Consider the following 12,222-nt stretch of genomic DNA (forward strand, 5'->3'; position numbering starts at 1 on the left):
GGAACACGGTGCGCTAACCCACTGAAATCAAACGGATCGCCTTGTCCTGCTCCATCAGCCACAGCAATGTGCGGGCCGCTTTCCCACGATCTGTTTCCAGCGTCGGATCATCATGCAACAACTTGCGCGCATCTGATTGCGCCAACGCCATGAGTGACGCCTGACGCTCCAGATCGGCGATCCGAAACCGCGGCAAACCGGACTGCGCCGTGCCAATCACATCACCCGCCCCGCGCATGGCCAGATCTTCCTCGGATATGCGGAACCCATCCTCTGTCTCGCGCAGTATTTCCAGCCTGCGCCGACCGCTCTCGGTCAGAGGGGCCTGATAAAGCAGCAAACAGGTCGACGCCGCTGCTCCGCGCCCGACCCGACCGCGCAATTGATGCAGCTGTGCGAGGCCAAAATGCTCGGCCCGTTCGATCATCATGATCGACGCATTCGGCACATTCACACCAACCTCAATCACCGTGGTTGCGACCAACACCTTTGTCTCTCCCGATACAAAGCGCGCCATCGCCGCGTCCTTCTCTGCCGGCGGCAATTGCCCATGTACCAGCCCAACAACACCTTCACCCAAGGTGGCACGCAAATGCTTGAACCGCTCCTCTGCGGCGGTCATGTCCATGACCTCGCTTTCCTCAACCAGCGGGCACACCCAATAGGCCTGCCGTCGTTCGGCCACCGCGTGGCGCAGCTTTTCGACAACCTCCTCCATCCGTGCAGTTGAAACCAGCGCGGTTTGCACCGGCGTTCGCCCGGGTGGTTTTTCATCCAGAACAGACACATCCATGTCGCCATACTGCGCCAGCGCCAGTGACCGTGGAATCGGCGTTGCGGTCATGACCAGCACGTCCACCGCCTGCCCTTTGGCGCCCAACTCCATCCGCTGGGCTACCCCAAAGCGATGTTGCTCATCCACGATTGCCAGTCGCAGATCATGAAAATGCACATCTTTCTGAAACACGGCATGGGTGCCGACCAGAATATCAATCTTGCCTGCAGCCAACGCCGCCAGCTTGGCCTTGCGCTCCGACCCCTTGTCGCGACCCGTCAGAATCTCCAGCACCACGCCCGCGCTTTCTGCCAGCGGCTGTAGCCCTTCCAGATGCTGGCGCGCCAGTATCTCGGTCGGGGCCATCATCACCCCCTGCCCGCCCGCCTCTACCACAATCAACAGCGCCATCAGCGCCACCAGCGTCTTGCCCGATCCCACATCCCCCTGCAGCAGCCGGTTCATCCGCAGCGCAGTGGCCAGGTCCGCCTCAATCTCACCGATGGCGCGGATCTGCGCAGCCGTCGGCTGATAGGGTAGCTCCGCCAGAACCTTCCCGCGCAAAGCACCCGACCCCTCCGAAGACACCCCCTTCCCCCGGCGCACCACCGCCCGCGCCAAGGCTAGCGTGATCTGATGCGCGAACAATTCGTCATAAGCCAACCGTTGGCGCGCAGGATCATGTGGCGACAGATCAGTCGAAGACGCAGGCGCATGTACCTTCGCGAAAGCGGCACGCCAATCCGGCCAGCCTTCTCGCTTCTTCAATTCCGGGTCAATCCACTCGGTCAGGTCCGGCGCCATCTCCAGCGCCGATCGCGTCGCCTTCCACATCAGTTTCTGCGAAATACCCGCATGCAGGGGATAAACCGGCTCATAAGCCGGTATCTCATCCGCCTCGGCCACCGGCAGGACATGATCAGGATGTACGATCTGGGCAATTCCATCAAAAATCTCGACCTTGCCTGACACGATGCGTTTCTGCCCGGTCGGCAAGAGGCGCTGCAGATAATCGCCCTTGGCATGAAAAAACACGAGCTGAAACGTCGTCTGCACGTCTGTGACCTGAACCCGGTATGGGCGGCCCCGCGACCGCGGCGGATAGTGATCCCCTACCGTCACCTCAACCGTCGCTGTGGCTGGCGGCACGACATCACGAATGCTGGCCCGCCGGTGCCGATCCACCCCGCCATGCGGCACGGTCATCAGCATATCGCGTGGTTTTTCAATCCCTGCCTGTTCCAGGATCTGTGCTGTCTTTGGCCCCACGCCGTCCAGATTATTCAGCGCACCAAATAGTGGAAACAGAATCTCAGGGCGGCCGCTCATGCGTCGCCAATCAGGGCCAGCCAAGCATCTTCGTCGATAGTCTCGACACCCAATGCCTCCGCCTTGGAAGCCTTCGATCCGGCCCCTGGACCTGCTACCAACAAATCAGTCTTGGCACTGACCGAGCCCGAGACCTTCGCGCCCAACGCCTCGGCCCGGGCTTTCGCCTCGGCGCGGGTCATCTTTTCCAACGACCCGGTGAAAACGACGGTCTTGCCCGCGACCGGGCTGTCGGTCGCGATGGCCTCTGCATCCTCCACGTTCAAATGTGCAACCAAAGCGTCAATCGATGCGCGCTCGGCCTCCTGCTGCATCGCCGTGATGACCGACGTCGCCATGACCGCGCCTACACCGTCAATGCCAATCAAATCCTCCCAGATCTCGCCTTCACCGACTGTCGCGTTGGTCATGGCCGCCTCAAAGGCATCCCAGGACATGTAGTGGTTGGCCAGCGTCGTCGCCGCAGAGTCGCCCACATGCCGGATACCGAGCGAGAAAATCAGCCGATGCAGCGGAATTTGCCTTTTATCATCAATCGCATCGAAAAGATTAGCCGCGCTTTTATCGCCCCAGCCTTCCCGGTTCTTGAGCTGCTGCATTCCGGTTCCATACCGATCCCGCAAGGTAAAGATATCGGCAGGCGTCTTGATCCAGCCATCGCCATAGAACTGCTCTACCTGTTTGGCTCCAAGCCCTTCGATATCAAACGCGGCGCGCGACACAAAATGCTTCAACTTTTCAACCGCTTGCGCCGGGCAGATCATACCACCCGTACAGCGGCGGACCGCATCGCCCTCCTCGCGGATCGCCTCTGACCCGCATTCGGGGCAGATCTCTGGAAACGCATATGGCACGGCAGCATCAGGCCTGCGCGCCAGATCGACATCCTTGATCTTGGGGATCACATCGCCCGCGCGATAGACCTGCACCCAGTCGCCAACGCGCAGATCGCGCCCATCGCGTATAGGCTGTCCGTCACCACCGATGCCGGCGATATAGTCTTCGTTATGCAGCGTCGCATTCGACACCACCACACCGCCGACCGTCACCGGCTTTAAACGCGCCACCGGCGACAGCGCGCCAGTGCGCCCGACCTGAATGTCAATCGCCTCAAGCGTGGTCCAGGCCAGTTCTGCCGGAAACTTATGCGCCACAGCCCATCGCGGCGTGGTTGACCGGAACCCCAGCCGCCGCTGCAAATCCAGATCATCCACCTTGTAGACGACGCCATCAATGTCATAGCCCAGCGTCGCGCGGCGTTCCTCGATCATGTGATAGTGCGCAATCATGGCAGTGGGGCCATCACAGGTCACTGTCAGATCATTGGTCGCAAAACCAAGCGCAGATAGGCGTGCAATGGCACCCGATTGCGTGTCAGCCAGAGGTGCCGACAATTCACCCCATGCATAAGCAAAGAACCGGAGCGGGCGCGATTTGGTGATGCTCGCATCCAGCTGCCGCAACGATCCGGCAGCCGCGTTGCGCGGATTGGCAAAGGTCTTGCCCGCCGCTGCCTCTTGCCGCTCATTCAGCGCGGCGAAATCAGCGTGGCTCATGTAAACCTCGCCCCGCACCTCCAGCACCTCCGGCGCGCCTTCAATCCGCTCTGGAATGTCATCAATCGTGCGGGCATTGGCGGTCACGTTCTCGCCTACAGTTCCGTCGCCACGTGTGGCCGCCTGCACCAGCACCCCAGCTTCATAACGCAGAGACAAAGACAGCCCGTCGATCTTTGGCTCGGCCGTGTAAATCAGGGGCGCCTCGGCGTCCAACCCCAGATACTTGCGAATACGGGCGTCAAAATCCGTCACATCGCCGTCATCAAACGCATTGCCCAGTGACAGCATTCGCACAGCATGCCGCACCTTGCCAAACCCTTCAGCAATGGCCCCGCCCACCTGTTCGCTCGGGCTGTCGGCGCGCTTCAGGTCAGGAAAGGCCTCTTCGATCGCCAGATTGCGCCGTTTCAGCGCGTCATAGGCGGCATCACTGATCTCGGGCGCATCATCACGGTGATAGGCAGTGTTGGCTGCCTGCAACTGTGCCGCCAGCCATGCCAACTCGACCGTTGCCTGATCAACCGACAATGCATCCACATCCAGATGGCCTGTTTCGGGATGCCCAACGCTCGTGCTTTTATTCACTTCTGCGCCCTCAGAAAAAATGAACCCACCGCCGCAATGACGATGGGTTCAATTCTTAGGCAGGCATCTTCACAACGTCCAGTCGTGAAGCACCGCCCCGTTTTGTGAGTGGCCTTTGGCTCGCGGTCGCGTCAGGCGCCAACCGCGATTTTTTCCGCTGTCGTGACCGGTTCTGGATCGCGCAGCACATAACCGCGCCCCCAAACCGTTTCGATGTAGTTTTCACCATCGGTTGCTTCGCTCAGCTTCTTGCGCAGCTTGCAGATGAACACATCGATAATCTTCAATTCGGGCTCGTCCATGCCGCCGTAAAGATGGTTCAGGAACATCTCCTTGGTCAGCGTGGTGCCCTTGCGCAGGCTCAGAAGCTCCAGCATCTGATATTCCTTGCCGGTCAGATGCACGGTACTGCCGCCCACCTCGACCGTTTTGGCATCAAGATTGACCGCAATGCGGCCAGTCTTGATAATCGATTGCGCGTGCCCTTTGGAGCGGCGAATGATTGCATGGATACGCGCCACGAGTTCTTCGCGGTGGAAGGGTTTGGTCAGATAGTCATCTGCACCGAAACCAAAGCCTTTTAGCTTGCTTTCTGTCCCATCGTCCCCTGAGAGGATCAATATAGGCGTATCGATACGGCTCAGGCGCAGCTGGCGCAGCACCTCATGGCCATTCATGTCCGGCAGGTTCAAATCCAACAGGATCAGGTCGTAATCGTAAAGCTTTGCAAGATCGATCCCCTCCTCACCCAGATCCGTCGCATAGACGTTCAGGTTCGCATGGGTCAGCATCAGTTCAATGCTTTTCGACGTTGTTGGGTCATCTTCAACCAGCAAGACACGCATCCGAGTTCTCCGCTCTCTCTTCGGTGTCGTTAACCTAAACGGCTAAAGGTTAATCACCCGTTACCATACCAGAATATCTTTACATTTCCACCTATGGTTGTCGATAACGTTGCAAAGCCGTTGCTTTTAAGGCCGCTTCGCCATGTGCAGCGACCGCATTTTCCCATTCACCAAACTCTTCATCGGACAATTTATAGCGTTCCAACGCCTCTTTGCGCTGAATCAGCCCGGCATTCACCGCCCTGACAACGGCCGCTTTGCGCGACGCGACCCAGCGGCGCGTATCACTGCATGGCAGGTCAGCCCGGGTCATAATGGTTCCATCCGGCAGCGTCACAGAACGCGGCCCTTCTATTTTCCTTAGATACATGGGCACCCCTTTCAGTAACTCCCGGGGGCGTTATCGGGGTTAATGGCTTAATGAGAGGTATAACTGCCCCTTGAGAGTATGTCGCATTTTCCTATATTTCATTGCGAAACGATCCTATCTGGACAAACCATGCCCCTTGATTCGCCGCTGAACTCCCTCGGCTTTGCAAAGCCGCCCGCGCAGACACGTGTTGTCGTGGCGATGTCCGGTGGCGTCGACAGTTCTGTCGTGGCTGCACAACTCGCCGAAGAAGGCTATGATGTGGTCGGCGTCACCCTGCAGCTTTATGACCACGGCGCAGCACTGGCCAAAAAAGGCGCCTGTTGTGCTGGGCGCGATATTCACGACGCCCGCCGCGTGGCCGAAGAAATGGGATTTCCCCATTATGTGCTGGATTACGAAAACACCTTCCGTGAAGCGGTGATGGACGAATTCGCTGACAGCTATCTGGGCGGGGCTACACCCGTACCCTGCATTCGTTGCAATGAACGGGTGAAATTCAAGGACCTACTGGAAACGGCCAAAGACCTGGAGGCCGATTGCATGGCGACCGGTCATTACATCCAGCGCAAGATGGGGGCGCAGGGGGCCGAACTGCATTCCGCCGCTGATGCCAGCAAAGATCAAAGCTATTTTCTGTTCTCAACGACGCAGGAACAGCTTGATTATTTGCGCTTTCCGCTGGGCCACCTGAAATCCAAGGAAGAAACCCGGGCGCTGGCCGCCAAATACGGGCTCAGCGTCGCTGACAAACCTGACAGTCAGGATATCTGCTTTGTGCCAAACGGCGACTATGCTGCCGTGATCGAAAAACTGCGGCCAGGTGCGGCAGAACCCGGCGATATCGTTGACACAGATGGCACCATACGCGGGACCCACAAGGGCGTGATCCACTACACCGTCGGCCAGCGGCGGGGTCTTGGCATCGGCGGCCTGTCCGATCCGCTTTATGTGGTAAAACTCGACGTAGACAAAAAGCAGGTCATCGTCGGGCCCAAAGACATGCTTGCCACCCGGCGGGTCCCCATTCGTGAAATCAACTGGATCGGCGGCGGAAAGCTGACCGACCTTGCCGAACGTCAGATCGCCGTGCGCGTACGGTCCACCCGGCCACCGACCGACGCCATTCTGCGCCCGATCTCAGAAACAGAGGCAGAGGTCGAATTGATGGTCGCCGAACAGGGCGTCTCACCGGGACAGGCTTGTGTCTTTTACGATCCCGACAGCACCCGCGTGCTGGGTGGGGGATGGATCTGGCGCGGTGCCTGACGCCCCGATAGGCACCGGTAATCAATAAAAACAGCGATTTGAATGGAACGAACTGCACCGGAGGTATTAAACCTCCGGCTGTACTGTGTTAACTTTAATAGAATTTGATCAACTTTTTTTGGCCCGTTTAACCTGTTCTTTTGTTCAGTTTCGTCAATTCGCCCCATAAATGCCCGAAATCAATCTGATCGAGGGGACGTTAATGAAGGACGTGACATGATGACCAGACAGACCCAGAAAGCCGCGCCATATGACGCAGCCGAGGCATTCTACGGACAAAGTGAACTGAAATTCGAGGAACAACTGAGGCTGATGGGGGCGACTGACCCGCGATTGCTCAAGGCTTTCAAGCGAACTCGCGAACGCTACGTCGAACAAAAGCGCAGCAAGAACGCCTCGGCAAACTAAGCGAGCACAAAGCGATATTGTTGCTGTCGCAAAGTCGCACGCCGTCCAGAGCGACAAAGCCAAGGCTCAAAAAATCCCCTAGATCATTCCTGATCCGCCGGTTACCCAAGGCGTCATGATCTACGCATCCGCATCAGAATGGCGCAACGCCCCGCAGAAACGTGTCCTGCTTTTTGCCATGTCCGGGCTGGGCAAGACCTATCTGTCCAACATGCTGCGCGGTACTGGCGACTGGTTTCACTATTCCATCGACTACCGGATCGGCACGCGCTACATGGGCGAAAAAATCGCCGACAATGCCAAACGCGAAGCGATGAAGGTGCCGTTCCTGCGCGAATTGCTGCGGTCGAATTCAATCTATATCGGCTCCAACATCTCATTCGATGATCTCAAACCAATGTCATCCTATCTGGGCAAACCCGGTGACCCCGCCAAGGGCGGTTTGGCATGGGATGAATACACCCATCGGCAAGACCAGTTTCAACAGGCCGAGGTCGCAGCCCTGCATGACACGGGGTACTTCATTGACCGGGCCGTTGACCTTTATCAATATCCGCATTTTGTTTGCGATACGGGCGGATCAATCTGTGAATGGGTGGATGTGAACAACCCCGACGACCCCATCATGACCGATCTGGCCTCCAAAACGCTGATGGTCTGGATCAAAGGAACCGATGAGCACACCGCAGAACTGATCCGGCGGTTTGATCGCGAACCCAAGCCGATGTCCTATGACCCGGACTTCCTGCTGGCCACGTGGAACGCCTACCTGTCGAAATTCAAGGTCGCTCCGGACAAGGTCGACCCTGATGATTTCATCCGCTGGGCCTTTGCCAAGGCACTCGCCCACCGGCAACCCCGGTATCAGGCGATGGCAGACCGCTGGGGGATCACTGTGCCCATGCAGGCAGTCACACAAGTTCACGATTCGGAGGGCTTTGTCAGCATGATCGCTGACGCCCTTGAGATGCGCAGCTAAGCCGCCTATCTCTTCCCCCTGATCAGGATTTGTCCCATGCCCATCAAACTGCCTGCCGCCCTGCCCGCCTATGACGTCCTTTCCAAGGAAGGCGTTATGGTGCTCGATGAAGACACCGCCGCCCGTCAGGATATCCGGCCTCTGCGGATCGCACTCCTGAACCTGATGCCCAAGAAAATCCAGACCGAAAACCAGTTCGCCCGGCTGATCGGGGCCACACCGCTGCAGATCGAATTCTCGCTGATCCGGATGTCTGAACACCAGACCAAAAACACCGCCGCCGCCCATATGGAGGAATTCTACCACCCCTTCAGCGAGGTGCAGGATCAGAAATTCGACGGGCTGATCATCACCGGTGCGCCCATCGAACACCTGCCCTTCGAAGAGGTGACATATTGGGACGAACTCACCCAGGTCTTCGACTGGACCCAAACCCACGTGCATTCCACCTTCGGTGTATGCTGGGGGGGCATGGCAATGATCAACTATTTCCACGGCGTAAAAAAACATATCCTGGATCACAAGGCCTTCGGCTGCTTCCGGCACCGAAACACCGCACCCGCATCACCCTATCTGCGGGGCTTCTCTGATGATTGCGTGATCCCCGTCAGCCGCTGGACCGAAATGCGCCAAGGCGAAATCGACGCAGCCAAGGGCCTGAACACACTGATCACCAGCGACGAAGCCGGGCCTTGCCTGGTCGAAGATCCGGGCCATCGCGCTCTCTATATCTTCAACCATTTCGAATATGACAGCGGCACGCTCAAGCAGGAATATGACCGCGATATCGCCAATGGCGCGCCGATCAACGTGCCGATGAACTATTATCCGGACGATGACCCAACGGCAGAACCGCAAAACAGGTGGCGAAGCCACGCACACCTTCTATATGGCAATTGGATAAACGAGATTTACCAGACGACCCATTTCGAGGTGGACAAAATTGGCACGTAAAACCCTTACATTCACGGCAGCCACATTGGGGCTGGGCGCGATACTGACGACATTCAGCGCGGGCTATCGCACCGCCAAGGCGGAAGAGGCCTTTCCCCCGATCGGCGAATTTGTCGATGTGACCGGCGGGCGCGTGCATTACGTTCAGGAGGGCAGCGGCCCACATGTGATCCTGCTGCATGGGGCTGGCGGCAACCTGCGGGAATTCACCTTCGATCTGATGGACCGGCTGACGGATCGGTATACGGTCACCGCCTTTGACCGGCCAGGGCTGGGATATACCGACCGTGTCCCCGGTATCGCAACCGGGGCATTGGCCACCGAAGGGGATCCACCGCGTGCCCAGGCGCGCATGCTGCGCGAGGCCGCCAGCATGATCGGCATCGAAAGCCCCATTGTCGTCGGGCATAGCATGGGCGGGATCATCAGCTATGCTTGGGCGGTTGAGGGTCTGGATGAGGACAGCCTCGTCAACGCCGCAGCCATCGTATCACTTGCCGGCGTGACCATGCCCTGGCCCGGCGATCTGGGGAACTACTACACCGTAAACGGCAGCGCATTTGGCGGCGCGGTCACCATACCGCTGATCTCAGCGCTTGCCCCGGAAAGCCGGGTGCGTGCCGGGATCGAGGATATCTTTGCACCGCAATCCTCGCCTGAGGGTTACGCCGAATACATTGGCGCGCCGCTTACCCTGCGGGTGGATAGTTTCCGGGCCAATGTCAGGCAGGTCAACACGCTCCGGCCCAAAGTGGTCGAGATATCAGCGCGCTATCCCGAATTGACACTCCCCATCGAAATTCTGCATGGCACAGCGGACACCACCGTGCCGATCCATGTGCATGCCGAAGAGGTGATCAAGGTGGCGCCCACCGCCAGACTGACGCGGCTCGATGGGATCGGACATATGCCCCAGCAAACAAACCCGGTCGAAACCGTCGCCGCCATTAACCGGGCCGCGGAAAGGGCCGGCTTCTGATCAGGACCCGGGGCGCAAATCAGACCCGAATTGCGCTCCGCCTTCGGAAGCCCCATATATGTAATCCAGAAGATCGGGAGAGTTTTCATGGATTTACCCTTTGATGGCGGCATCAGCCGCTATTACCAAGAGGACGCGCCCGCCGACGTCCGTGCCATCATTGAAGGCGCTCGCAATTCCAAAATTCTCAACGACAGCTATCCTTATGACAAACGCTGGAAGCGCGGCGAGTATGAGGCCGCTCTTGAGTTGCTGCAGATCGAACTCGTGCGCATGCAAGCCTGGGTGCGCGACACTGGCCAGCGCATCGCCATTGTTTTCGAAGGGCGTGACGCCGCTGGCAAAGGCGGCACGATCAAACGCTTCCGCGAGAACCTGAACCCGCGCGGCGCCCGCCTTGTGGCACTGTCAAAGCCCACCGAAACCGAAGCCGCGCAATGGTATTTCCAACGCTACATCGCCCATTTGCCAGCAAAGGGTGAGATCACCATCTTCGACCGTAGCTGGTACAACCGCGGCGTGGTCGAGCATGTGTTTGACTTCTGCACGCCTGCGCAACGTGCGCTCTGGTTCAAACAGGTTCCCGAATTCGAACATATGCTGGCACAGGAGGGGATCAAACTCTTCAAAATCTGGCTCAATGTCGGCCGGGCCACGCAGTTGAAACGGTTCCTCAACCGGGAAAGCGATCTGCTGAAACAGTGGAAACTCAGCTGGATCGATGTCAAAGGTCTGTCCAAATGGGATGAATACACCGACGCGATCCAGGAAACACTGGACAAGACCCATTCTGAAGAAGGACCCTGGACCATTATCCGTTCTGACGATAAGCGCCGCGCGCGCATCCAGGCAATCCGCAGTATCCTGACCCAGCTTGACTATGCCCGCAAAGACCCCAAAGCGCTGGGCGAAATCGATCCCCAAATCGCAGGAGGTCCGGACCTCTGGCATGCCTAAACGCGGCTATCATCACGGCAATCTGCGCGAGGCGCTGATCGACGGCTGTCTGCGGCTGATCGAAAAGCGCGGGCCAACAGGGTTCACCCTGTCCGAGGCCGCGCGCGAGGCAGGGGTCACCCCCGCCGCCGTTTACCGGCATTTCGAAGGCCGCGAAGACCTGATCGCCGCCGCCGCACATCAAGGCTACGAGATGTTCGGCGACCTGATGGAATACGCCTATGGTGAAGGCCAACCATCCGCCCTCGCCGCGTTTGAGGCGACCGGGCGCGCCTATCTCGCCTTCGCCCGCAAGAACCCCGGCCACTACATCGCCATGTTCGAATCCGGGATATCAATCAACCGCACCCCGGAACTGCATGCCGTCGCCACCCGCGCCATGGGGGTACTGGAAAAAGCGGCAGAGGAACTCAGCCAGCACATCCCGGCTGAAAAGCGGCCACCGCCGCAGATGTTCAGCGCCCACATCTGGGCCATGTCCCACGGGGTGGTTGAACTTTTCGCCCGCTCCAACCCCGGCACCAAAAGCCCCTTCCCGCCCGAGGACCTGCTGGAATCCGGTATCGGTATCTACCTGCGCGGCCTCGGCCTCATTGAACCGGATCGCTGACACATGGATGGAACCCTCGCCGTTATCTGGCTGATCACCAGCCTCGCCGATATGGGATTGAACGAATGCGCCTCTGGCTGCCTTGCCCAACGGGACGCCGCGTCTCGCTTCTGGGTGCAGGGCGGACAGGTGATTTTTCAGGAGGAAGAGATCGGCGAAGAAATCTATGTCGGTTATGACGCGCCACGCCGCTACGGGCCGTTCCAAATCACCTACGGTGCCTCAATCACCGATGAAGGGGCTGGATGGGTCGGTGCAGGGGCCAAATGGACGACACGCAATTTTTCGGATGGGCCATTCTTCATCGAAACCTCCTTCATGCCCGGACTATACGCCCAGGGCGACGGCCCCGACCTGGGTGGGGCCCTGCATTTCCGCTCAGCTTTCGGCGCGGGCTATATCTTCGACAATGGTGCGACGCTGACGGTCAGCTACGACCACCGCTCCAACGGTGATATCCAGGATCTCAATCCGGGTCTGGAAACACTCTCGGTGCGTTATGCGGTCAGGCTGAACTAGAGCGAAATCCCAAAAATCTGAATCAGATTTTTGATTTCAAGACAGATGCAACCGTTGCTCCTGTCTTGTCGCCGAGAAAATCTG

The 12,222-nt window shown here is 58.5% G+C and carries 12 protein-coding genes; 8 read left to right on the top strand and 4 right to left on the bottom strand.

Going from position 1 to position 12,222, the window contains the following annotated elements; translation table 11 throughout:
* Nucleotides 1–13: 13 nt before the first annotated feature.
* From recG to ACFWW2_RS12650, 4 genes are all read right to left on the bottom strand, one after another.
* Nucleotides 14–2,104 carry an ATP-dependent DNA helicase RecG gene (gene recG / locus ACFWW2_RS12635; RefSeq protein ID WP_393928436.1) on the bottom strand — a complete coding sequence of 697 codons (2,091 nt, stop codon included), beginning with the start codon at nucleotides 2,102–2,104 and terminating at the stop codon, nucleotides 14–16.
* Complete coding sequence (ligA, locus tag ACFWW2_RS12640) at nucleotides 2,101–4,200, bottom strand: NAD-dependent DNA ligase LigA (RefSeq protein WP_393928744.1); 2,100 nt, start codon at nucleotides 4,198–4,200, stop codon at nucleotides 2,101–2,103. The genes recG and ligA overlap by 4 nt, the downstream gene beginning before the upstream one ends.
* A 179-nt stretch (nucleotides 4,201–4,379) precedes the next feature.
* On the bottom strand, nucleotides 4,380–5,093 hold the full coding sequence (ctrA, locus tag ACFWW2_RS12645) for a response regulator transcription factor CtrA (RefSeq protein WP_393928437.1): 714 nt from the start codon (nucleotides 5,091–5,093) through the stop codon (nucleotides 4,380–4,382).
* 91 nt (nucleotides 5,094–5,184) lie between these two features.
* Nucleotides 5,185–5,463: a DUF1153 domain-containing protein gene (locus tag ACFWW2_RS12650; protein ID WP_393928438.1), complete on the bottom strand. Its 279-nt coding sequence runs from the start codon at nucleotides 5,461–5,463 to the stop codon at nucleotides 5,185–5,187.
* A 129-nt stretch (nucleotides 5,464–5,592) separates the two neighbouring features.
* Here ACFWW2_RS12650 and mnmA point away from each other — a divergent pair, with 129 nt between their 5' ends.
* The 8 genes from mnmA (at nucleotide 5,593) to ACFWW2_RS12690 (ending at nucleotide 12,138) form a co-directional block, all read left to right on the top strand.
* Nucleotides 5,593–6,732, top strand: coding sequence for a tRNA 2-thiouridine(34) synthase MnmA (gene mnmA, locus ACFWW2_RS12655; RefSeq protein WP_393928439.1), 1,140 nt, complete (start codon nucleotides 5,593–5,595; stop codon nucleotides 6,730–6,732).
* Between the two features lie 219 nt (nucleotides 6,733–6,951).
* Nucleotides 6,952–7,140: a hypothetical protein gene (locus ACFWW2_RS12660; RefSeq protein WP_393928440.1), complete on the top strand. Its 189-nt coding sequence runs from the start codon at nucleotides 6,952–6,954 to the stop codon at nucleotides 7,138–7,140.
* 115 nt (nucleotides 7,141–7,255) lie between these two features.
* Nucleotides 7,256–8,119: an ATPase gene (locus ACFWW2_RS12665; protein WP_393928441.1), complete on the top strand. Its 864-nt coding sequence runs from the start codon at nucleotides 7,256–7,258 to the stop codon at nucleotides 8,117–8,119.
* A gap of 36 nt (nucleotides 8,120–8,155) precedes the next feature.
* Nucleotides 8,156–9,073 (top strand): homoserine O-acetyltransferase MetA, encoded by a 918-nt coding sequence (gene metA, locus ACFWW2_RS12670; RefSeq protein ID WP_393928442.1) that lies wholly within the window; start codon nucleotides 8,156–8,158, stop codon nucleotides 9,071–9,073.
* A complete protein-coding gene (locus tag ACFWW2_RS12675) occupies nucleotides 9,063–10,052 on the top strand; it encodes an alpha/beta fold hydrolase (RefSeq protein ID WP_393928444.1) in 990 nt (329 codons plus the stop codon). Before metA ends, ACFWW2_RS12675 begins: the two co-directional genes overlap by 11 nt.
* A gap of 87 nt (nucleotides 10,053–10,139) precedes the next feature.
* Nucleotides 10,140–11,009, top strand: coding sequence for a polyphosphate kinase 2 (gene ppk2, locus ACFWW2_RS12680; RefSeq protein WP_393928445.1), 870 nt, complete (start codon nucleotides 10,140–10,142; stop codon nucleotides 11,007–11,009).
* The gene (locus ACFWW2_RS12685) at nucleotides 11,002–11,619 is read left to right on the top strand and encodes a TetR/AcrR family transcriptional regulator (RefSeq protein WP_393928446.1); all 618 of its coding nucleotides are present in this window, start codon (nucleotides 11,002–11,004) and stop codon (nucleotides 11,617–11,619) included. Before ppk2 ends, ACFWW2_RS12685 begins: the two co-directional genes overlap by 8 nt.
* Nucleotides 11,620–11,622: 3 nt before the next feature.
* On the top strand, nucleotides 11,623–12,138 hold the full coding sequence (locus ACFWW2_RS12690; protein WP_393928447.1) for an acyloxyacyl hydrolase: 516 nt from the start codon (nucleotides 11,623–11,625) through the stop codon (nucleotides 12,136–12,138).
* Nucleotides 12,139–12,222: the final 84 nt, after the last annotated feature.

Source organism: Yoonia sp. R2-816 (genome assembly GCF_046762905.1).
In the GTDB taxonomy this organism is placed as follows: Bacteria; Pseudomonadota; Alphaproteobacteria; order Rhodobacterales; family Rhodobacteraceae; genus Yoonia.